The sequence below is a fragment of the Pseudonocardia nematodicida genome (assembly GCF_040105385.1).
GTDB classification, from domain to species: domain Bacteria; phylum Actinomycetota; class Actinomycetes; order Mycobacteriales; family Pseudonocardiaceae; genus Pseudonocardia; species Pseudonocardia nematodicida.
Map to the genome: position 1 here is coordinate 66,452 of NZ_JBEDNQ010000008.1, position 21,294 is coordinate 87,745.

The 21,294-nt window shown below is 69.3% G+C and carries 17 protein-coding genes and 1 pseudogene; 9 read left to right on the plus strand and 9 right to left on the minus strand.

All coding sequences use genetic code 11. The features are described 5' to 3' along the window. Window positions 1-61: 61 nt before the first annotated feature. The 8 genes from WIS52_RS19335 to WIS52_RS19370 form a co-directional block, all read right to left on the minus strand. Entirely contained in the window at window positions 62-1,564 is a 1,503-nt protein-coding gene (locus WIS52_RS19335; RefSeq protein ID WP_349299705.1) for a tripartite tricarboxylate transporter permease, read from the minus strand. Window position 1,565: 1 nt separating this feature from the next. Beyond that, window positions 1,566-1,991 carry a tripartite tricarboxylate transporter TctB family protein gene (locus tag WIS52_RS19340; protein ID WP_349299706.1) on the minus strand — a complete coding sequence of 142 codons (426 nt, stop codon included), beginning with the start codon at window positions 1,989-1,991 and terminating at the stop codon, window positions 1,566-1,568. A gap of 152 nt (window positions 1,992-2,143) precedes the next feature. Then, entirely contained in the window at window positions 2,144-3,094 is a 951-nt protein-coding gene (locus WIS52_RS19345; RefSeq protein WP_349299707.1) for a tripartite tricarboxylate transporter substrate binding protein, read from the minus strand. A 158-nt stretch (window positions 3,095-3,252) separates the two neighbouring features. Next, entirely contained in the window at window positions 3,253-4,437 is a 1,185-nt protein-coding gene (locus WIS52_RS19350) for an enolase C-terminal domain-like protein (protein ID WP_349299708.1), read from the minus strand. Window positions 4,438-4,525: 88 nt separating this feature from the next. After that, window positions 4,526-6,022, minus strand: a complete 1,497-nt coding sequence (locus tag WIS52_RS19355) for an aldehyde dehydrogenase (NADP(+)) (protein ID WP_349299709.1) — start codon at window positions 6,020-6,022, stop codon at window positions 4,526-4,528. Next, a complete protein-coding gene (locus tag WIS52_RS19360; RefSeq protein ID WP_349299710.1) occupies window positions 6,019-6,924 on the minus strand; it encodes a dihydrodipicolinate synthase family protein in 906 nt (301 codons plus the stop codon). The genes WIS52_RS19355 and WIS52_RS19360 overlap by 4 nt, the downstream gene beginning before the upstream one ends. Window positions 6,925-7,033: 109 nt before the next feature. Continuing rightward, window positions 7,034-7,765, minus strand: a complete 732-nt coding sequence (locus tag WIS52_RS19365) for a GntR family transcriptional regulator (protein WP_349299954.1) — start codon at window positions 7,763-7,765, stop codon at window positions 7,034-7,036. 1,340 nt (window positions 7,766-9,105) lie between these two features. Further along, window positions 9,106-10,815, minus strand: coding sequence for an IlvD/Edd family dehydratase (locus WIS52_RS19370; protein WP_349299711.1), 1,710 nt, complete (start codon window positions 10,813-10,815; stop codon window positions 9,106-9,108). Between the two features lie 50 nt (window positions 10,816-10,865). Between WIS52_RS19370 and WIS52_RS19375 the strand changes: the two genes are divergently transcribed. From WIS52_RS19375 to WIS52_RS19400, 6 genes are all read left to right on the plus strand, one after another. Beyond that, window positions 10,866-11,702, plus strand: coding sequence for an IclR family transcriptional regulator (locus WIS52_RS19375; protein ID WP_349299712.1), 837 nt, complete (start codon window positions 10,866-10,868; stop codon window positions 11,700-11,702). Then, entirely contained in the window at window positions 11,699-12,586 is an 888-nt protein-coding gene (locus WIS52_RS19380; protein WP_349299713.1) for an SMP-30/gluconolactonase/LRE family protein, read from the plus strand. Before WIS52_RS19375 ends, WIS52_RS19380 begins: the two co-directional genes overlap by 4 nt. A gap of 33 nt (window positions 12,587-12,619) precedes the next feature. Further along, window positions 12,620-13,480 (plus strand): fumarylacetoacetate hydrolase family protein, encoded by an 861-nt coding sequence (locus WIS52_RS19385; RefSeq protein WP_349299714.1) that lies wholly within the window; start codon window positions 12,620-12,622, stop codon window positions 13,478-13,480. A gap of 11 nt (window positions 13,481-13,491) precedes the next feature. Next, entirely contained in the window at window positions 13,492-14,508 is a 1,017-nt protein-coding gene (locus tag WIS52_RS19390; protein WP_349299715.1) for a zinc-dependent alcohol dehydrogenase, read from the plus strand. A gap of 11 nt (window positions 14,509-14,519) precedes the next feature. Next, entirely contained in the window at window positions 14,520-15,260 is a 741-nt protein-coding gene (locus WIS52_RS19395) for an SDR family NAD(P)-dependent oxidoreductase (protein ID WP_349299716.1), read from the plus strand. Between the two features lie 100 nt (window positions 15,261-15,360). Then, window positions 15,361-15,984, plus strand: a complete 624-nt coding sequence (locus WIS52_RS19400; RefSeq protein WP_349299717.1) for a TetR/AcrR family transcriptional regulator — start codon at window positions 15,361-15,363, stop codon at window positions 15,982-15,984. Between the two features lie 149 nt (window positions 15,985-16,133). Here WIS52_RS19400 and WIS52_RS19405 read toward each other — a convergent pair whose 3' ends face one another. Next, window positions 16,134-17,534 carry a 4-hydroxyphenylacetate 3-hydroxylase N-terminal domain-containing protein gene (locus WIS52_RS19405; RefSeq protein WP_349299718.1) on the minus strand — a complete coding sequence of 467 codons (1,401 nt, stop codon included), beginning with the start codon at window positions 17,532-17,534 and terminating at the stop codon, window positions 16,134-16,136. Window positions 17,535-18,294: 760 nt separating this feature from the next. Here WIS52_RS19405 and WIS52_RS19410 point away from each other — a divergent pair. The 3 genes and pseudogenes from WIS52_RS19410 to WIS52_RS19420 all read left to right on the plus strand — a co-directional run. Next, window positions 18,295-19,431 (plus strand): annotated as a pseudogene (locus tag WIS52_RS19410) (MFS transporter); the annotation flags it as partial. Between the two features lie 53 nt (window positions 19,432-19,484). Next, the gene (locus tag WIS52_RS19415) at window positions 19,485-20,312 is read left to right on the plus strand and encodes an enoyl-CoA hydratase-related protein (protein ID WP_349299719.1); all 828 of its coding nucleotides are present in this window, start codon (window positions 19,485-19,487) and stop codon (window positions 20,310-20,312) included. Continuing rightward, window positions 20,309-21,283, plus strand: a complete 975-nt coding sequence (locus WIS52_RS19420) for an NADPH:quinone oxidoreductase family protein (protein ID WP_349299720.1) — start codon at window positions 20,309-20,311, stop codon at window positions 21,281-21,283. The genes WIS52_RS19415 and WIS52_RS19420 overlap by 4 nt, the downstream gene beginning before the upstream one ends. Window positions 21,284-21,294 lie beyond the last annotated feature (11 nt).

Consider the following 21,294-nt stretch of genomic DNA (forward strand, 5'->3'; position numbering starts at 1 on the left):
CGTCGGGCGGCGGGTCGTCGACGGGTGACGGCGACCCGCCGCCCGGTGGAGAACTTGCGGTTCAGCCGATGCGGCTCGCGGTGTTGGACGGGAGAGAGCGGACGGCGCGCTTCCGGCTCCACACGGCGCAGCCGATCACCGTCACCGCGGCGAGCAGGAAGATCGCGGACGCCGGCCGGGTGACGAACGGCGCGTAGTCGCCCTCCGAGGTCATGACCGCGCGCCGGAAGTAGGTCTCGACGATCGGGCTGAGGATGTAGCCCAGCAGCAGGGGGCTCAGCGGGAGTCCGGCCCTGACCAGGACGTAGCCGACGATCCCGAGGAACACCATGAGCCACGTGTCGGCGATCTGGTAGCTGCCGGCGTAGGCGCCTACGGCCATGAACGCCACGAGGATCGGGAACAGGTACCGCCGTGGTACGCGCAGGACGAGCGGGAAGATCCGCATACCGGCGGTCTGCAGGGCGAACACGATCACGACCGCGATCGCGAAGTAGACGAAGATCGTCGAGACGATGTCGGGGTTGTCGGTGTAGAGCAGCGGCCCGGGCTGGATGCCGTGGATGATCAGTCCGCCGAGCAGGACCGCGGTGACGCCGTCGCCGGGGATGCCCAGTGTCATCATGGGCACCAGCGCTCCGCCGGAGGAGGCACTGTTGGACGACTCGGGGGCCCAGATCCCGTCCGGTGCGCCCTTCCCGAATGTGTCCGGTTCGGGGCTCGCCTGCTTGGCGCGTGCGTAGGCGACCAGGTTCGCCGCCGCGCCGCCCATACCGGGCAGGACACCGATGACGATGCCGATCGTCGACGAGCGAACGATGTTCCACCAGCTCCGGGTCAGGTCGGCGAGCTTCAGCCCGAGGCCGACCCCCCGGTAGCGGACGTCGACGGTCGGGATCGCGCGGCCCTCGTCCATCGTCACACGGAGCATCTCGCTGATGGCGAAGAGCCCGATGACCAGCGGGAGGATCGCGATTCCGCCCCAGAGATGCTCCCAGCCGAAGGTGAACCGCTCGGTGGCGTCGATCGGGGCGAAGCCGATCGACCCGCCGAGCAGTCCAAGGAAGCCTGCCGCCAGCCCCTTGGGCATGTTGTCGCTGGACAGCACCGCAACGAGCGTCAGGGCCAGCGCGGTGATCGAGAAGTACTCGAACGGACCGAGCCGCAACGCGACGTTCGCCACGAGGGGGGCGAGTGTGATCAGGCCGATGAAGCCGAGGATCCCGCCGAACAGGCTGGCGGTGACGCCGATGCCGAGTGCCCGGGTGGGCTGGCCCTTCCGGGCCATCGGGTAGGCGTCGAAGGTGGTGGCGATGGACGACGGTGTCCCGGGCATCCCCAGCAGGGTCGAGGAGACGAGTCCACCGGCGATGCCGCCGATGTAGCAGCCCAGGAGCAGGGCGATGGCCGCGCCCGGGGTCATGCCGAAGGTCAGCGGCAGGAGCAGGGCGAGCCCCATCATCGCGGTGAGCCCCGGCACCGCGCCGATGACCAGCCCGATCGCGGAGCCGACGGCGACCGCGGTCAGCGCGTCGACGGTGAGGACCGAAAGCAGCGCGTCCACCTCAGAAGACCCCTTCCGGCAGGACGACGCCGAGGCCGGCGTTGAAGATCAGGCCCACCGCCACGGTGACCAGCGCGGCGGTGATGACGGCCGGGAGGACCACTCGCTCCGTGCGTGTGCTGAAGAGCCAGAAGGCGGTGATGATGAAGGCGGGCGTCGCGATGTAGTAGCCCACGACACCGAGCAGCCCGACGTAACCGACGACGACGGCGAGGAAACCGGCCGTGAGGTGACGCTGGGTGCCTGCCCGGGACACTCCGGACGGCCCGGGACGGACGACCATGGCGAGGCCACTCATGCCGAGTCCCGCAGCGGCCAGCCCCGGGACGATGTGCGGACCGGGATCGTCGTTGAGCTCGGAGACGTCGAGGCTGAACAGATGGACCAGCGCTGCGACAGCGAGCAGAATCAGTACGGATCCGGTCACCCGGTCCCCGGACCGCGCCGGGCCGCGCGGGCCGGTAGGCGGGCGGTCCGACTGTGCAGCGTGTCCGTCCGGGACCGGGCGAGACGGGCAGGCGTCGCGTTCGTCGTCCATCGGCGTCCTTGCGTCAGGTGGTGGCGGAGTTCCGTGGCCCGTCATCGGGTGCCGTCGAGCAGTCCGGCGAGCCGGTCGACCTTGTCGAACGACGCCCGGAGCTGGTCGGGGGTCTCGACGGAGGGGACACGGACCGGCTCGGCGAGCATGTTCATCGCCTCCCGGTAGGCCGGGTCCGCGAAGACGGCGTCGAGCGCGGCATCCCACTCCCGGACCACCGAGTCGGGAGTGTCCGCGGGCCCCAGGAGGGTCGACATGGTCGGGAAGACCACGTCGTACCCCTGCTCGACGGCCGTCGGGACGTCGCTGATGTAGGGATCCCGGTCCTCGCTGGTCACCGCGAGCGCGACGAAGTCTCCCGAGCTGAGGTACTGCTCGGCGACCGACGTGCTCCCGACGATCAGGTCGAGCTGGCCGCTCAGCAGGCCCGCCACCCGCTCGGGCTCGTTGCCGGTGTCGAGCATGCGCAGGTCGATGTCGCCGGCCGCCCGCAGCATGGCGCCGCTGTACTGGGTGGTCCCCCCGAAGCTGACCCCCATCGCCATCCGGCCCGGAGACTCCCGTGCTGCCGTGACGAAGTCGTCGAGGTCGGTCCAGCCCGACTCCGCCGAGGCCAGGAGGAACTGGTGCTGACGATCGACGACCCCGATCGAACGGAATTCGTCGAAGCGCTGGCGGACGGTGCCCTGCTGGTAGCCGGTGTGCATGGCCTCGTGGAAGAACAACAGCGAGTAGCCGTCCGGCCGGGCCTTCGCGACGGTGTTGACCGCGAGCGCCCCGCCGCCGGCGGCCTCGTTCACGACGACCACGTTGCCGGCGAACTGCTCGGGCAAATGCTCGATGAGCAACCGCGCACTGGTGTCGGTCGCACCCCCCGGGGACAACGGGACGTAGAGCTTGACCGGTCGGACGGGGTAGGCGTCCGGGTCACCGGCACACCCCGCGAGCAGCGCGACGGCCAGCGCCGCCGAGAACAGCGCGCCGACTCGCACCCGGTACCGAGGCCAGCGTGACGGCGTGATGGGGCCGGTGGATTGGTGGTGCCGCATTGCACCCACCTCCTTGGATCGTCGTCCGTACCCCGCCGGGACCCCGCCGTGCGTCCCGGACGGTGATGCGCGGAGGCGGGGCAGGACGGAGGGGTTGCTGGTCAGTCCCGTCCGGTGACGGTGACCGTGGCGGTGGCTCGCTCGGCCACCAGCTCGGCGTCGTAGGTGACACCGATCCCCGGTCCCGAGGGCACGGCGAGCGTGCCGTCCTCGGCGATCGAGGTGTAGGCATCGGAGTAGCCGCAGGTGTAGATCTCCGGCGACGGGTCCTCCAGGTGTGGCGAGACGTTGGCGACCTCGTAGAGCGAGGTGGCCTGCATCGAGGCGACCAGGTGCCGGTGGATGGGACCCGGGCCGTGCACCTCGACGTTCACGCCGAGCGACTCGGCGAACTTGATGGTCTTGAGGCAGCCGGTGATGCCGAGGTCGTAGTGGGCGTCGACCCGGAGCAGATCGGTGCCACCGGCGAGCAGGAAGTCGGCCTTGGCCTCCGGGCCCGGCACGTGCTCGGTCTGCAGGATCGGGATGTCGAGGGCCTCGCGCAGCTGCCGGTGCTGGAAGGCCCCGTTGCCCAGCGGGCGCAGCGGGTCCTCATACCAGCGGAAGCCCGCCTCCTGGCAGGCCTTGCCCACGAAGATCGCATCCGACATCGAGTCGAAGACGCACGCGGGATCGAGCATCAGGTCGGTGCGCTCGCCGAGCGTCTCGCGCATGTACGCGACGTTCTCGGCCTCCTCCCACTTGTCGCCCTCGTGCCAGCTGTGCATCTTGAACCCGGTCCAGCCCAGCTCGCGCAGGGAACCGAAGAACGCCGACACCTCCTCCTTGGTCGTGAGGCTGCCCTCCCGGTCCCCGTTCACCGAGGACGCGTAGGCACGCACCCGCTCGCGACCGCCGCCGAGCAGCTCGGTCAGCGAGGCGCCGTAGACCTTGCCCGCCAGATCCCACAGGGCGTTGTCCAGCAGGCACAGCCCGTAGGAGTGGGCGGGCCGCGACAGCCGCCGTCCGGTGCGCAGAATCTGCTCCCGGGCGTGCCAGGGCCGTCCGACGGCGATCCTGGCGACGTCCACGGCCTGCTGGGCGGCACCGGTCGGGGCGTGGTTGGCGTACTCGCCGACGTGGCCGTCGGTGGTGTACACGCGCACCAGCACCACGCCGCGCCGACCCGTGACGCCGGGCTGGTAGTACCAGGAGCCGCCGCGGGCGTCGACGTCGAAGGTGCGGGTGTAACCGGGGGTGTCGACGTCGAACTGGACGACCTCGACCTTGTCGATGAGCGTGCTCACGGGTGTTCCTCTCGTGCTCGGGGCAGGGGGGACCGACCGAGCGGCGGCGGTCGCATGCCCGGCTGGACGAATCGGTGGGAACGGGTGGTCAGACGGGCGGGACGAGCGCGCCGTCCACCCGGCGGGGAACGGGACCGGGACCGTCGCGCAGCTCCTCGGGGAGTAGGTGCTGCGGGGCGGACTGCCAGGCCACCGGGCGCAGGAAGCGGCGGACGGCCGTGGCCCCGACGGAGGTGTGCAGGGTGTCGGTCGAGGGCCAAGGGCCCCCGTGGTGCTGCGCCCAGGACACGGCGACACCGGTGGGGTAGCCGTCGAACAGGACCCGACCGGTGCGACCACACAGGACCGCGGCCGCGGCGTCCCGCTCGGGATCGTCGGAGCTGCCGCCGTGCACCGTGGCCACCAGTGATCCCGGGAGGCGGTCGAGAAGGGCCGGCAGCTCGTCCGGCCGGTACCGCACTATCACGGCGAGCGGCCCAAAGACCTCCTCGAGCAGGGCGTCGTCCAGCCGGTCGGTGACCACCGCGGTGGGCCGCACGCCGAAGCCTCTACCGTCGGGCGCCGCGCCGTCGAGCAAGGTGTGGCCCCGCAGACCGGCGAGGCCCTTCGCGTAGGACTCGGCGATGCCCCGGTTCAGCAGCACCGGCGGGGAGACCCGGGCGAGCGCGTTGCGCACCGCCTCGATCAGGGCGTCGCCGTGTGGGTCGGCCGGGACCAGGACCAGACCGGGCTTCGTGCAGAACTGCCCACCGCCCAGGGTGAAGGAGCCGACGAGTCCGGTGGCGATCTCGGAGGCGCGCTCCGCCGCGGCGAGCGGGGTGACGAGCAGCGGGTTCACGCTGCCAAGCTCGCCGTAGAACGGGATCGGCGTGGGTCGCTGCGCGATGAGCCGCTTCAGCGCCGAGGCGCCGCCGTGTCCGCCGGTGAAGGACACCGCGGTGATGTGCGGATCGGCCACCAGAGTCTCACCGGCCTGGCGACCGAACACCACCGAGATCGTGCCCACCGGCGCCCCGGCCCCGGCTGCCGCTTCCGCCAGGATCTCGCCGCACAGCGCGGAGGTCAGCGGGTGGCTGCTGTGCGCCTTGACCACCACGGCGCACCCGGCGGCCAGCGCCGCCGCGGTGTCACCGCCTGGAACGGAGAACGCCAGCGGGAAGTTGCTCGCGCCGAAGACCGCCACCGGGCCGGTGGGCACCAGCATCCGGCGCAGGTCGGGCCGTGGCCCCATCGGCGTGTCCGCGGCGTGGTCGACGGTGGCCTCGAGGTAGGAACCCTCGGTGATCACGTCGGCGAACTGGCGCAGCTGGTACGCGGTGCGGGTCAACTCGCCGTTCAGCCGCGCCGTGCCCAGGGCGGTCTCCCGGTCTGCGGTCGCGACCACGTCCTCGCGCCGGTTCTCCAGCCCGTCCGCCATCGCGGTGAGCAGCGCGGTGCGGAAGGGACGTCCGGCAGCAGCCAGCCCGGCACCGGCCTCCGCCGCCGCGGCACAGAAGGCGGCCACGTCGGCCGGGTCGGTCTCCCGCAGGTCGGTGTCGGCCGGAACGCCGCTGCGCGGGTCGACGGTGCGAACAGGGGCGCTCACCGCACGCCCCAGGCGGCGAGGATCTTCTCGACGGCGCCGCGCGCATCGGCGTCGAGCCGCGATGCCGGTGGTCTGACGTCGGCGCGGCCGTAGCCGAGCTGGTGCAGGGCCTCCTTAACGACGCTGACGTTGTCCGCGTTGTCCCGTGCCGCGCGCAGGTGCTCGAAGTCGCGGATCGCGTCCCAGACCTCCATGGCCGCCGGGAAGTCCGCCGCGGCGAGAGCCCGGTGCATGCGCAGCGACAGCTCGGGCGCCACCGCGACCAGGCCAGACGTGAAGCCGGTGGCCCCGGCCGAGGCGTAGGACGGCGCCGACAGCTCGGCCAGCCCGGCGATCCAGGTGAAGCGGTCCAGACCCGCGCCACGGGCGACCGCGGCGAACTTCGCCGGGTCGGGAAGCGCGTACTTGACACCCACCACGTTGGGCGCCGCGTCGGCCAGCTCGCTGAAGTCGTCGGCGGTGATTCGGGAGTTACGCACGTACGGGATCACCGCGGTCTCGGGTACCGCGGTGGCGATGGCGCGGTGGTATTCGACCCAGCCACGACGCGAGACGTAGGGGTGCACCGGCTGGTGCACCATGACGGCCGCCGCGCCACGCGCCGTGGCGTAGCGGGCCGAGTCGACGGCCGTGGCGACGTCGAATCCGACCCCCGCCACGAGCAGCGACCGTTCAGGCACGGCCGCGGCGGTCAGGTCGACCAGGGTATGGATCTCCGTGGGGGTCAGGGTGTAGAACTCGCCGGTGTTGCCGTTGACGGTCAGCACGCGCACGCCGCCGTCGACCATCCGGCCGACGATCCGCTCGAAGACCGGTTCATCGATCGTATTCTCGGCGGTGAAGGGCGTCGGCGTGATCGCGACGACATCAGCCAACCCGGCCCGGATCTCGTCGAAGTTCATCTCGCTCCTCGGTTGTAGGGCAGGAGGTATCGCCTCCGGAGCCGGACGGCGCCGGAGCACACGTGTGCTCGGAGGATGTGTCGGGTGCGGGAGAGCGGAACGAGCCGGCTCAGCCGGCCGCGGGCTCCACGGCCTCGTTCGGGTCGGCGGGATCGACGGTGCGTCCGAGCCGGGGCAGGACCCGTTCGACGAAGCCGGTGATGTGGTCGCGGAGCGCATCGGCGGCACGGGCCGCGTCACCTGCACGGGCGGCCTCGAGGATCGCGCGGTGCTCGTCGGCCTCGGTGCGCCAGCCACCGGCGGCCAGCCATCCGGACACGCTCACCAGCGCGGCCTGGTCCTTCAGCCCGTCGAGGGTGGTGACCAGCAGCGGGTTGCCGCAGCCGAGATAGAGCGACCGGTGGAACTCGCGGTTGGCCAGGCTCATCCCCACGGTGTCGCCGGCCTCGCCCGCCTCACCGGCGCGATCCAGCGCGTGCGACGCGCCTACGAGGTCGCCGCCCGCGATCACCGTCCGCCGGACCGCCTCGGGTTCGAGCAAGACGCGGAGGTCGTAGATGGCGGCGGCCGCGTCGGTGTCCAACTCTCGGACGACCGCGCCTTTGTAACGGCTCAGGCTGACCAGGCCGCTCCCGACGAGGGTCTTGAGCGCCTCGCGCACCGGTGTCTTCGACATCCCCAGCATCTCTGCGATCTCGGACTCGACGAGCTGCTGCCCCGGGCGCAGCCGACCGGTGAGGATGCCTCGCTTGACCACCGAAAGTGCGCGGTCGGTGCGGTTGGCCAAAGGATCGTGGTCCGCGTCGGCCAACGACAGCCGCACGGCGGTCTCGGCATTCATGGGGTTGCTCGTCATCGGGCTCCCGTCGCTACTCTCTCATATACGATACATGAGGACTGTAGGTGTCGATCTCGATGTGGTCAACCGTCGTAACGTGACGAGGGCGCTGTTGGGCACTGCCTGTCCGGACTGCTGTCCGCGCGAGCCGAGTGAGCTCACGGCGGGGACCCGCCTCGGTCACCGTCGCGACTCGATGTCACGGTCCGTGAACGGGAGGAGGCGCCGGAACTGGGCGACCTCGACGTCCACGGCGACCATCGTGAAGTACCAGCTATTGGTGTATCTGGTTGTCTGTGCGGTCAGGTTCTCGGCCTTCGGCCTCTCGCCGACCCGACGACATTGCCCTGTTATCGAGTTGTTGACGGACGACGACCTCCGAGCAGGCAGGTGGCACCGGCACCTCTCGCGAACCGGTGCGCCCATCAGATGTCGGACGCGACGTCGGCAATCGCGATGACGGTGTGGAGCGCCGGGTCGCCACTCACGAGCGAGCACCGACCTCATTTTCGCGCGACTTCCCAGGTCGATCGGGCGATACCCCGGACCGGGCACCGAGATGAACCGCACCTGCACGAGACCTCGCCGCTACCGGAACGCCTTCCCCATCACGTCCATCTGGCTCGTCGCGGGTACATGGCAGGATCCCGCATATGGCGGTGTCCGTGAGGGCCGCCGGAGCCAAGACGGTCCGCTTGCGCACGAAGCTCGCTGTCAACGTGCGCGATCAGGCGCGGTGACATCGTTGTTGAAGGGAAGTCGAAGCCCACAACGTCTTTGGTGCCACCGTAAATGGGGCTTGTCTGATTGCGATCCTGGCAATGAGGTACTCGTGGCCGCATAAGCACGGGGCACCGCAGTCGTGAACCGACAAGGCACGCGACGTGCCCGACCTTGTCGGCATCATTTGTGACCTACGAAGGAGACCCGGGCCGAGGTTCGGTACTTGATTCGGTCTCGATGCAGGTTGTCGGGTGACCCCGGCTGTGATCGCTCGCATGCCGAAGAACGAACGATCGTCACAGCAGCTGAAAAGAGGCGACTTTGCCACCTTTGACATTGGGTCGGCCGATATCTCCGATACCATTGCTTCAGTTAAACCGACTGCCCCGGGCGGATCTCGAACCGTTTCTCTAGGCCGCGTGGGAATGGCGCCGTCGAGACGGATGTTTTTACCGTTTATAATTGAGTTGGTAACGATGTAAGGGACCAGAGCGGCGAACTCCACAGGATGACTGCGGCGTAGCCCCCTGGCGTACGGAGCTGCGGTTTCGGTGACGAGACTCTTCTCATCCCGGTTGAACTGTATCGAATCTGCCGACCAACCCTCTGTGGATCGGGGTCTAATGTGACTCTCGACCGATCCCTGATCCACTTGAGCCGACGAGGAAGTCCAGGTCGGCGCCGGTGTCGGCCTGTTGGACATGGTCGACGTAGAGACGCGTCCAGCCACGTCGAGGTGCCGCAAATCCTGCAACGCAGATGTCGTCGGGATGGCGGGAGGCGAGTTCGCCGTCGGGAACCTCGACGTCGATGCGGCGTGCGGCGACGTCGAGACTGATCACATCGCCTGTACGCACCCGCGCGAGCGGGCCATCTGCGGCAGCCTCCGGAGTGACGTGCAGGACGACGGTGCCGTAGGCGGTGCCGGACATGCGCCCGTCGCAGACCCGGACCATGTCCCGGACTCCCTGCTGCAGCAACTTTTTCGGTATCGGCATGTTCGCGACCTCAGGCATCCCCGGATAGCCCTTGGGACCGCACCCGCGCAGCACGAGCACCGAGCCGGCATCGATTTCGAGGTCCGGGTCGTCGATGCGGGCGTGGAAGTCCTCGACCGAGTCGAAGACCACGGCTCGCCCACGGTGCTGTAGCAGATGCGGGGAGGCCGCGGCTGGCTTGATCACCGCGCCGGACGGCGCAAGATTGCCCCGCAGTACGGCGATGCCGCCGTGCGTGACCAGCGGCTCACGCCGTATCCGGATAACTTCGGGATCCCATATCGGTGCGTCATCCAGGTACCCGACGAGGGGCTCGCCGGTCACCGTGAGTGCCGTGGGATCGAGCAGGTCCCGTACCTCGGCGAGCACGGCGCGTAGCCCGCCTGCGCGGTGGAAGTCCTCCATCAAGAAGCGGCCGGCAGGAAGCAGATCGACCAGCACCGGGACCTCGGAGCCGATCTGGTCGAAGTCGTCGAGTGTCAGCTCGACACCCAACCGACCGGCGATCGCCAACAGGTGCACGACGGCGTTGGTGGATCCGCCGACCGCGGCGAGGCACACGATCGCGTTTGCGAACGACGCCCTCGTCAGCAGTGTGGACGGTCGACGGTCGGCCGCGACCATCTCGACGGCGAGCCGACCGGTGCTGTGCGCCGACTCCAGGAGGCGACTGTCGGGAGCCGGGGTGCCGGCGAGGCCAGGGAGAACCATACCCAGGGCCTCGGCGACCAAGGCCATCGTCGAGGCAGTCCCCATGGTGTTGCAATGGCCACGGGAGCGGATCATCGCCGATTCGGACTGGGTGAAGTCTTCCTGGGACAGGCTGCCGGCGCGGACCTCCTCCGAGAGTCGCCACACGTCGGTCCCGCAGCCCAGCGGGGTTCCACGGAACGTGCCGGTGAGCATGGGCCCGCCAGGGACCACCGTGGCCGGCAGGTCGACCGAGGCCGCCGCCATGAGCAGGGCCGGGATCGTCTTGTCACAACCTCCGAGGAGAACGACCCCATCGACCGGGTTGGCGCGCAGCATCTCCTCGGTCGCCATAGCGGCCATGTTGCGCCACAGCATCGCGGTCGGCCGGACCTGCGTCTCGCCCAGGGAGACGACCGGCAGCTCGAGGGGGGTACCGCCGGCCTCGTAGATCCCGTTGCGGACGGACTCCGCCACCTCGTCCAGATGGCTGTTGCAGGGGGTCAAGTCGGATGCCGTGTTGGCGATCGCGATCTGTGGGCGTTCGAAGGCGTCCCGCGGCGCACCCCGGCGCATCCAGGCCCGGTGTATGTACGCGTTGCGATCAGTACCCGAGTACCACTGTGCGCTACGGAGGTTCATCGGGGACAGCCTTCCAAATGACGACAACATAGTCTAGCTTTCGGAACGCGATGAAGACTACAGACCCGGAGCCGAACACGGGGAGGCCGGGGACGGTCACACCCGGCGGCCCCGCCGCCGCTACCGACGAGACCCGCCTGGTGGGCGCCGATCGGGTCCTCGCCGTGCTCAAGGAACTCGCGTCCCATCCCGACGGTGCGGGGCTGGACCAGCTCACCCGGGCCATCGGCAGCCCCAAGCCCACCGTGCATCGAGCGCTGAGGTCCCTGCGCCGGGCCGGTCTCGCCGACCAGGACGACACCGGGCGTTACGTGCTGGGCGACGAGTTCCTGCGTCTGGCTTTCGCCCATCACGAGGTGCGTCCCGAACACGTCCGCATCAGGCCGGCCCTGGAAGCGCTGGCCGTGGAGTTCGGGGAGACCACGCACTACGCGGTTCTCGACGGCCGCGACGTCGTGTACCGGGCCAAAGTCGATCCGCCGGTCGGGGCGGTCCGGCTGACGTCGACGATCGGCGGCCGCAACCCGGCTCACAGCACCGCGGTAGGAAAGCTGTTGCTTGCGCACCGTCTTCGCACGCGGGCCGACGTGGCCGGGTGGTCGCGAGGACACGAACTGGTGGAGCGGACCTCGCGAACCCGTTGCACAGTCGATGCGATCCATGCCGAGTTGCAGCTGGCGCGCTCGCGTTGCTTCGCCACCGACGATCAGGAGAACGAGGTCGGCGTGAACTGCCTGGCCGTTCCCGTGTTCAGCACCTCCTCCGAGGTGCCCTCGGGCGCGGTAAGCGTGAGCGCGCTGGCCTACCGGACACCGCTGAGGAACCTCGTCGATGCGGTAGGCGAGATACGCGCGATGTTGGGACCTGTCGCGGATACTCCCCGATGAGCAACTTGAAGCCCGCGACCGATCAGGCGTTCCGGCTTGCTGAGGGGCCCGTCTGGGACGCCGTCCGGAATCGGCTGCTGTGGGTGGACATCCTCGACGGCGTGGTCATGCAAGGAGTTCTCGACGCCGACGGCCGCATCCAGGCCGGTCCGATGTGGCGGTCCCGAGACATGATCGGCGCAGTCGCGGTCGCCGACGACGGGCGGATCGTGGTCGCCGCGCGCGAAACCATCGCCGTCCTGCGGCCGGACGGGTCGATGATGGATGGACCTCGAGTCATACCCGCCGGAGCCCGACGGCGGCTGAACGACGGCGCGATCGATCCCGGCGGGCGCTTCGTCGTCGGAACGCTGTCGCTCGACAAGCCTTCCATGGGTGAGACTCTGGTGCGCTGGGAGGACGACGGCAGCCTCACCGTGATCGATGGCGACCTGACACTCTCGAACGGAGTGGCGTGGTCGGCAGACGGACGCGTCATGTACAACGTCGACACGATGCGCGGTGTGGTCTTCACCCGCGAGTACGACCCGGTCTCCGGTGCCGCGGGGCAGCGGCACGTTCACTTGCGGCTCGACGGCGGTCACCCGGACGGGATCGCTGTCGACGCCGAGGATCACCTCTGGATCGCGATGTGGGGAGCGGGCGAGGTCCGACGCTTCTCGCCGCATGGTTCACCGATCGGACGGCTTCGACTCCCGGCGCCGCACTCCTCGAGTGTCGCCTTCGCCGGGCCGGACCTGCGAACCCTCATCGTAACGACCGCCCGTGCCGAGCTCACCGCCGAGCAGCTCCGCGCAGCCCCCGACTCCGGGCGCCTCTTCTCCGCCCGAGTCGACGTCCCCGGGTTACCGGTGCCGGCCTGGTCAAGGCCCTCCACCCTCTGAACGCTGCCCTGCCCCCGATCTCGTGGAGCCCCCGTGTACCTCATGCGCATCGGTGCCTTCGGCGCCGAGAAGCCCGCCGCCCGCCTCGACGACGAGACCTATGTCGACCTCTCCGACGTGGTTCACGACTTCGACGAGGCGTTTTTCGGTTCGGACGGTGTCGCCCGCATCCGCCCGCTGGTCGCTGAGCGCGCCGCGGCCGGCCAGGTGGCGTCGGTCGGCCGCCAGCGCATCGGGGCACCGATCGCCCGTCCACACCAGATCCTGTGCATCGGCCTGAACTATCGAGACCACGCCGCAGAGACCGGGCAGCCGGTTCCGGCGGAGCCGATCCTGTTCACGAAGTCGCCGAACACGCTCATCGGGCCGGACGACGACGTCCGCATCCCACGCGGATCGACCAAGCCGGACTGGGAGGTCGAGCTGGGCATCGTCATCGGCCGTCGAACCTCCTACCTCGACTCGCCCGAAGACGCTCGTGCCGTCATTGCGGGATATCTGGTGGTGAACGACGTCAGCGAGCGAGCGTTTCAGCTGGAACGCGGAGGCCAGTGGACCAAGGGCAAGTCGGCGGAGACGTTCAATCCCGCCGGTCCATGGCTGGTGACTCCGGATGAGATCGCGGATGTTCTGGCACTCGACATGTGGCTGGACGTCAACGGGGTGCGCCAGCAGACCGGGAGCACGAAGACAATGATCTTCAATCCCTATGTCATCGTTCATCACCTGAGCCAGTTCATGGTTCTCGAGCCGGGAGATCTGATCAACACCGGTACGCCGCCGGGAGTGGGCATGGGACTGCAACCGCCGGTCTGGCTGCAACCCGGCGATGTGATGCGACTCGGCATCGAGGGACTGGGAAGCCAGTGCCAGAACGTGCTGGCTTCCCGATGAAGGGGGCCACTATGCGAGCGCTCGTGCTGCCCGGCCCGGGCGAGGCCGAGATAATGGAGGTGCCGGCCCCCAAGGCGGCCAACGGTGAAGTCGTCGTCGACGTCGAGCGGGTCGGGGTCTGTGGCACCGATGTCGAGTTCTTCACCGGTGAGATGGCCTACCTGCATCAAGGGCATGCCGCCTACCCGATGCGCCCGGGGCACGAATGGGCGGGGCGGGTGTCCGCCGTGGGGACCGGTGTTGATCCCCGGTGGATCGGCAGGCTGGTCATGGGCGACACGATGCTCGGAGACGGCACCTGCCGGCGCTGTCGACGGGGTCGTCAACACTTGTGCGAGCGCCGCGAAGAGGTGGGGATCCGCGGTGGTCGGCCCGGTGCCCTGGCCGAGCAACTCGCGGTGCCTGCGTCATCGCTGCATCCCCTGCCCGACGAGATGGACGCCGCGCTCGGGGCGCTCGTCGAGCCCGGCGGAAACGCCTTGCGGGCCGCGCGCGCGACCCGTGTCGGCCCCGGAGACCGGGTGCTGGTGCTCGGACCCGGCACGATCGGCCTGCTCGTCGCGATGTTCCTCCGGGCGTCCGGTGCGCAGGTGCATCTGATGGGCCGCAGTGGCGGATCGCTCGAGTTCGCCCGCTCCCTCGGATTCGCCGACACGTGGACCGGCGACGACCTCCCGCAAGCGCCCTTCGATGCCGTGGTCGAGGCGTCGAACGCGGTCCACCTGCCCGCCCTCGCACTCGACCGCGTCGAGCCGGGTGGCCGGGTGGTCTACATCGGACTGGCCGGCGAGCCCAGCACCATCGACACCCGTACGCTCGCCCTCAACGACGTTACCGCCGTCGGCGTGCTGTCCGCCTCGCCCGGACTGGCCGACACCGTTGCCGCCTTCGCCTCCGGCGAGATCGACCCGCGTCCGCTCGTCGCAGCGACGGTGGGACTCACCGGAGCAGGGGATGTGCTGGCGGGCCGCAGGCCGGAGGGCGCAGCGCCCGGACCGAAGATCCACATCGACCCGCGACGGCAATGAGGAGTGTCCGCATGAAGGACTTCGAGGGGCTGACCGCTCTTGTCACAGGTGGCGCCAGCGGCATTGGTGCGGACACGGCGCGCCTGCTGCACCGGCGCGGTGCCCGGGTCGCCGTGCTGGACCGTGATGTCACCGCCGTCGGTGCTGAGTTCCTGGCACTTACCTGCGACGTCGGTGAACGAGCCGCGATCGAGGCCGCCGTCGCCGAAGTGGCCGACCGGTGCGGTGGTCTCGACATCGTTGTCGCCAACGCAGGCATCGGCGCGGTGGGGGACGTGGCCGCGAACGATGACGCCGAGTGGTCTCGAGTGCTCGACGTCAACGTCACCGGGATCGCACGTGTCGTCTCGGCAGCGCTCCCGCACTTGCGCCGATCGACATGCGCCGCTGTGGTCACGACCTGCTCGGCCGTGGCATTCGTCGGTGTGCGTCATCGCGCGCTCTACAGTGCTAGCAAAGGCGCAGTGCACGCCCTCACGATCGCGATGGCCGCCGACCACGCCGACGCCGGCATCCGGGTCAATGCGGTCGCGCCGGGCACGGCCGATACGCCCTGGATTACCCGGCTGCTCGAGTCGGCCGAGGATCCGGCGGCGGCGGCAGAGTCGTTGCGACAGCGACAGCCGAGCGGCCGGCTCGTCACCTCCGACGAGGTCGCCGAAGCACTCGCCTTCCTGGCGTCCCCGATCTCGGGATCGACCACGGGCACCGTCCTTCGTGTCGACGGCGGTATGACGACTCTCAGACTGTGATCCGGGCGGTCGGCCGGCCTCGCGAGGCTTCGCCGCGGCCCGGGGCCAGGCAAACCAGTCGGGAGTGACTGCTTTCCTGTTCCGGGAGTACCATTCCCGCGTGGCACCTACGCCGGCGGCCCGCACCCGCCGCGAACAGCGGTCGGTCGATGGCCGGGCCCTGATTCTCGAGGCTGCGGTCAAGTGCCTGATCGAGGAGGGGTTCGGCGCCACGACGACGCTGCGCATTCAGGCCGCGGCGGGCGTGTCGCGTGGTCGGCTTCTGCATTATTTCCCGTCCCGGGAGGCGCTGCTGGTCGCCGCCGCGGAGCATCTCGCCGGAGAGCGGGTGCGACTGTCCATCGAGAGTGTCGAGCACGCTCTCCTCGACGCGCCGCACGACGGCGACCGGGTAACACGCGTCGTCGAGCACATGTGGTCCACGTTCCACGAACCCCACTTCTGGGCGGCACAGGAAATGTGGACCGCGGCCCGGACCAACGACGGCCTTGCCGAGGCGCTGCTGCCGGGGGAGCGACGTCTCGGTGGGGTGATCCGTTCCGGAGTGGACCGCATGTTCGGGCCGGAGCTCGCCGGACACCCCCGGTACACCCACGTGCGCGAGTTGCTGCTGACCGGGATGCGTGGTGTCGCGCTCACCTATGCCTTCGATCGCCGCGATCCGCGTCGGGACCCCCACCTCGCCCAGTGGGTCGACCTGGCCCGACTGCTGCTCGAGATCTGAGGTGGGTCAGGCCCCGTCTCCGGTCGGTCGGCGTGCTCAGCGATCCCGAGGGCGGGCCGGCGAACGGGAGGCATCGGGCGGAGACGGTCCGTGCGATCCAGACGTTCCGGTCCGACCCACGGGATCCGGACCGGGACGTCTGGATCGCGTCACAGGCCGGCGAGGCCGCGCACGTAGTCGACCGCAGCCGACGGGTCGTAGGACCGGACGATCTGCATCTTCTCGGCTTCCAGGGAACCCTCCGCATGCGTGGCGAGGACGCTCTGATAGCCGCCGTAGTCGCGGGCGGTGAGATCGCCGACGAGGTTCAGAATGCGGAGCCGCTGCTCGGCGGGGACCGCCGCGGCGTAGTACTTCTCCAGAACCGCGCGGATCGGAGGAGACCCCCAGTCCTCCGCGCCGGGTCCGGTGACGAGCAAGCCGCCCGCCAGGTCGATGAGCGTGGCCGTCGCCTCGTGGTACCCGTGGGCGAAGGTGTACTTCGCCATATTGACGGCGAGCGGGTCGGGCATCCACACGCCCTTCGCACCTTCGCGGGCCCGCATCGCCGCCAGTTCGGCGAGACCGCGCACCGTCTCGGCCCACGCAATCATCCGTGCAAGCTTGTCCCGGACGTGGCCAGCGCGGGTGATGCCGTTCGCCTCAGCGACGAGGTGCGCTGCGCCGATGAGAATGTCCAGCAGCGGTAACTTGTAGTTGATCGCGGTGAAGCGGTGGTAGTCGACGAACGCGATGGCCAGCGGCCCGGCCAGCTCGTACCGTCGGTCGAGGAACACCCGGTCGCGAGGCACTCGGACGTCGTCGAACACGGTGAGGGATTCCAGCAGCTTGTGCTTCGACGAAAGTGGGAAGCTGAACCCGTCTCGCTCTCCCGCGGCATACGGTGAGACGTAGAGGCTCAGGCCCGGGGTGTCGACGGGCAGCGCGAAGGACACCGCATAGTCCGCGTCGCCCGGGCCCATCGCACGGGTCGGCAGCACGACGATCTCATCGGCATTGGCCGAGAACGAGGTGTGCGTCTTGGCCCCGCGGACTGTGATGGAATCCTCGTCCGACGCGACGACCCGCAGGTAGAGGTCAGGGTCAGCCTGCTTGGACGGTCCCAGTGACCGGTCACCCTTCACATCGGTCTGGCCTACTGCGAGTGCCAGGTCCTCCGACAGGCAGTGCCGATGAAAGGCCTGAGCGTTCTCCAGCCCTTCGTCCTCGGTGGCGCGTAGCAAGGCGAAGAGCGCGTCCGACCCGACCTCCTTCAGCACGATCGTGCCGGCCCCCCGCCGGGATACCTCCTCGATCAGGGTGCCGCGCTCGCGAAGATCCTCCGGGGTCCGGGGCAGGTGATAGAAGCTCGAGTAACTGCCGATCTCCTCGTCTCGGCGGACCGCGATGTCGGGCCGGTCCTCGGACATCGAGTAGGCCAGCGACGAGTGATCCACCGCGGGACGCAGCTCGGGATGCGCGACGACGTCTGACACCTGCCGGCCCCGATAGAACACCCGCCGCCCGTCGGCGAGGCCCTCCCGATACTCCTGCGCGCTGCGCACGGCCATGCGTCACCTTTTCCGAAGAGCGAATGCGGTGGTCCACGATGCTGCCCACCGAGGTTCTGGAAGAACGCTCGATCGGTGTTGCCGCACCGAGCGGATCTCCACTCTGCAACGTCCCAGCCAGTGTGGTCAAGCATCCCGCTCGCCAGGGGCGCTGGTGTTCGTTAGAGCTAAACAGCGCCGAAGCCTCGCCCGAGGATCGGCCAGGTGGGGACCGTGGCGTGCGGTAGTTCGTGCCACGCCGTACAGGTGGACGGGACTCATCCTCGCTGGCCCCGTTGTGTCTGACGAGATCTCGTGCGACCCGCATGAAGCGGTCAGTGTTGACTGTTTGGCGGTGGTGCCTCTAGGGTCGGCTCATCTCGCCGCTGGACCAGTTCCGGCCGTGGCGCCTGCGCTGCGGAGACTTTCTCGGAGGACGCCTACGGGCTCGATCGATCACATCGGCCGTGTCCACGCGCTCTCATCAGTTCAGTGTCGACCGACATCGCGCCGTGGTCTTGCACCGCGGTCTCCTTCCGGGAGAGATCCATGCAACCAGTGTCTGCCGGGACATCCCCCGCAACCTCGCCCCGTCGGTCGGCCCGCGCTTCCTTCGCCGCGGCGGTCGCGACCTCGCTCGAGTGGTACGACTTCTTCATCTACGCCACCGCAGCGGCCCTCGTGTTCAACACGACCTTCTTCGCCACCGACAGCACGGTGGTGTCGGCGTTGAACTCGTTCGCGACCGTCGCGGTCGGGTTCATCGCGCCCGGTCGGCGGTGTCGTGGCAGGTGCGCTAGGAGACAAGTACGGGCGCAAGCCCGTGCTCGTCGGCGCGATGGTGCTCATGGCCGTTGCAACGACCCTGATCGGGTTCGTGCCCGACACCGAGATCGTCTGGCTCGCCCCCACCATCCTGGTCGTGCTGCGGTTGTGCCAGGGGCTCGCGGTCGGTGCCCAGTGGAGCAGCGCCGTCCTCGTCGCCACAGAGAACGCGCCCGCGCACCTGCGTGGGTTCTACGGCAGCTTTGCTCAGCTCGGCATCCCGATCGGGGCGCTGCTCGGCAACATGGTGTTCCTGGCCGCGACCTCCGCCGCCTCTCCGGAGGCCTTCGTGGCCTGGGTGTGGCGAGTTCCGTTCTGGATCAGTCTGGTCATGCTCCCGATCGCCTTCGCCATTCATCGGTACCTGGAGGAGACCCCGGAGTTCAAGGCGGCCGCGGCCCGAGCCTCGGCGACCGTGAAGCCTGCGGCCGGCCGTTCCTTCCTCTTCGAAGCGGTGCGCCGCAATCCCGGCGCGATCCTGACCGCAGCCGGCGCCAACACCGGTGGGATCGTCCTCTACCAGGTGACGATGACCGGCTCCGTGCAATTCGTGACCACCTATCTCGGTGTATCCCGGTCCCAGGTCCTGACCTGGGTCCTGGTTGCGTCCCTGCTCATGATTCCTCTGGTGCCGTTCATGGGCTGGCTGTCGGACCGCGTCGGACGCAAGCTGGTGTTCGGCCTCGGGTCGGTCGCGATGCTGGTGTGGGCGGTGCCCATGTGGCTGTTGATCGCCTCCGCCCGGCCCGATCGAATCTGGCCCTTCGCCGTGGCGGTGATCGGCGCCGTCATCGCCATGGTGTTCCAGACCGGGACGCAGGGCACGCTGCTGGCCGAGCTCTTCCCCGCGGAGATCCGCTCGTCCGGCGCCTCGCTCGGCTACCAGATCGCAGGGATCATCGGCGGCTTCGGTCCCTTCATGACCGTTGCTCTGATCAACGGTGAGCCGGCGAACGCGTGGCGCGTCGGGGTGTTCATGGTCGTGCTCGCCCTCGTGGCCCTGATCTGTCTCTGGCTGATCATTCGCCGCAACTATCACGCTGCGCCCACGCGTACCGCCGCCGTCGGATCGGGGAACGCCGCCTCTTCCTGACCGCACACCACCCACCCGTCCCGCCAGTCCTGTACCAAACCTGAGGAACGGTGATGACCACATCCACGACCCCTCCCGATGTCACCGACCGTGTCGAGCTGCACCGTCAGGGGCATGTGCTGGTGATCCGGATGCGGCGTACCGCCGCGCGTAACGCCATCGACGCACCGATGACGGCAGCTCTGGACGCGGCGCTCAACGAGATGGACGACGACCCCGAGCTCTGGTGCGGTGTGCTCACCGGCGACGCCCAGGTGTTCTCCGCGGGCACTGACCTGGCGGGAGGCGCAGGTGAGCCCACGGCCCGTGGGGGGCCCTATGGTGTCGTCGGACGACGGCGGTCCACTCCATTGATCGCAGCGGTGGAGGGGTTCGCTCTCGGCGGCGGATTCGAGCTGGTGCTGGCCTGTGACATGGTCGTCGCCGGCCGTTCGACGCGCTTCGGGTTGCCCGAGGTCTCCCGGGGCGTGGTGGCAACCTGCGGGGGGATCTTCAGGTCCGCCCGGCCCCTGCCGCTGACGATCGCCAAGCAGATGCTGCTCACCGGGTTGCAGCTGCCCGCGCCGCGTGCCTATCAGCTCGGGCTGGTCAACGAGCTGGTGGACGACGGGGACGCTGAGATCGCAGCGGTCGCGCTGGCCGAGAGGGTCTGCGACAACTCGCCGTCGGCTGTGAGCGCCACCCTTCGTGCTCTGGACGAGGTCGTCGCCGAGGCCGACGAACTCGGCTGGCGGGCTACCCACGAGGCGTTCGCGACCGTGCTTGGTTCGGCGGACCACCACGAGGGCGTCGCCGCGTTCCTCGAGAAGCGCCCACCTCGCTGGACCGGTCGCGCATCCACAGCAGGCAACGCCCCCCACCGACCGGGAGGAACCGGATGAGACGTGTGATCTGCTCGGAGTTCGGTAGTCCGCTGGATCTGCGGATCGCCGAGGGGCCGATCCCTGAGCCGCAAGCGGGTGAGGTGCTCGTCGAGGCAGTGGCGGTGGGTGTCAGCTTCGTGGATTCGCTGATCGTCCGTGGCGAGTACCAGGTGCGGCCACCACTGCCCTTCACTCCCGGCAGCAGCGTGGCTGGTCGGGTGGTTGCGGTCGGGAAGGGGGTCGAGGAGGCACTCGTGGGCACCGACGTGGCGACCGTGCTCCCTGCATTCGGAGGGTACGCCACCCACATCACCGTCCCCGCGCCGCTGGCGGTCCCGCTGCCCGCCGCAGTCACGCCAGGCACTGCGGCAGCGGTGATGGAGAGCTACCTGACGCTGGTGTTCGCCGTCACCCACCGCGTGAAGATCACGCGCGGTGAGCAGGTGGTGGTTCTCGGTGCAGGCGGCGGGATCGGTCAGGCAGCGGTCGATGTGGCACGTGCCGCCGGCGCCCGCGTGATCGCCGTTGCGTCCACCGAGGACAAGCGCGCCGCAGCCGAGGCCGCCGGAGCCGAGGTCACCCTCGGTTACGACAACCTCAAGGACGAGATCCGGACGGCCACCGGCGGTGGTGCCGATGTCGTCGTCGACCCGGTCGGCGGCGACGCTGCGGAGAGCGCGCTGCGGGCGCTGGGGGCCGACGGCCGCTACTGCGTCCTCGGCTTCGCCTCCGGCCGGATCCCGCGGTTGCCGGCCAACGTGGTGCTGCTCCGCAACCGGTCGATCGTGGGCATCGACTGGGGCGACTGGTCCCGCGCAGCCGGGGGGGCGACCGGTAACGCCGTTCTGCTCGCCGACGTCCTGGCCAGGGTCGGACGTGGCGAGCTGATGCCCGGGTCTCCCACGATCGCGCCGCTCGCAGACGCCGGCCGGACACTGCAGCTCATCGCCGAGCGGCGGGCAGTCGGCAAGTACGTCCTCACCCCGTGACCCGGACTGTC

What these genes read in the sequence shown, in the direction of transcription:
- WIS52_RS19360 (WP_349299710.1), bottom strand. Translation starts at nt 6,924, where the DNA reads ATGAACTTCGACGAGATCCGGGCCGGGTTGGCTGATGTCGTCGCGATC.
- WIS52_RS19365 (WP_349299954.1), bottom strand. Translation starts at nt 7,765, where the DNA reads ATGAATGCCGAGACCGCCGTGCGGCTGTCGTTGGCCGACGCGGACCAC.
- WIS52_RS19370 (WP_349299711.1), bottom strand. Translation starts at nt 10,815, where the DNA reads ATGAACCTCCGTAGCGCACAGTGGTACTCGGGTACTGATCGCAACGCG.
- WIS52_RS19375 (WP_349299712.1), top strand. Translation starts at nt 10,866, where the DNA reads ATGAAGACTACAGACCCGGAGCCGAACACGGGGAGGCCGGGGACGGTC.
- WIS52_RS19380 (WP_349299713.1), top strand. Translation starts at nt 11,699, where the DNA reads ATGAGCAACTTGAAGCCCGCGACCGATCAGGCGTTCCGGCTTGCTGAG.
- WIS52_RS19390 (WP_349299715.1), top strand. Translation starts at nt 13,492, where the DNA reads ATGCGAGCGCTCGTGCTGCCCGGCCCGGGCGAGGCCGAGATAATGGAG.
- WIS52_RS19395 (WP_349299716.1), top strand. Translation starts at nt 14,520, where the DNA reads ATGAAGGACTTCGAGGGGCTGACCGCTCTTGTCACAGGTGGCGCCAGC.
- WIS52_RS19405 (WP_349299718.1), bottom strand. Translation starts at nt 17,534, where the DNA reads ATGGCCGTGCGCAGCGCGCAGGAGTATCGGGAGGGCCTCGCCGACGGG.
- WIS52_RS19415 (WP_349299719.1), top strand. Translation starts at nt 19,485, where the DNA reads ATGACCACATCCACGACCCCTCCCGATGTCACCGACCGTGTCGAGCTG.
- WIS52_RS19420 (WP_349299720.1), top strand. Translation starts at nt 20,309, where the DNA reads ATGAGACGTGTGATCTGCTCGGAGTTCGGTAGTCCGCTGGATCTGCGG.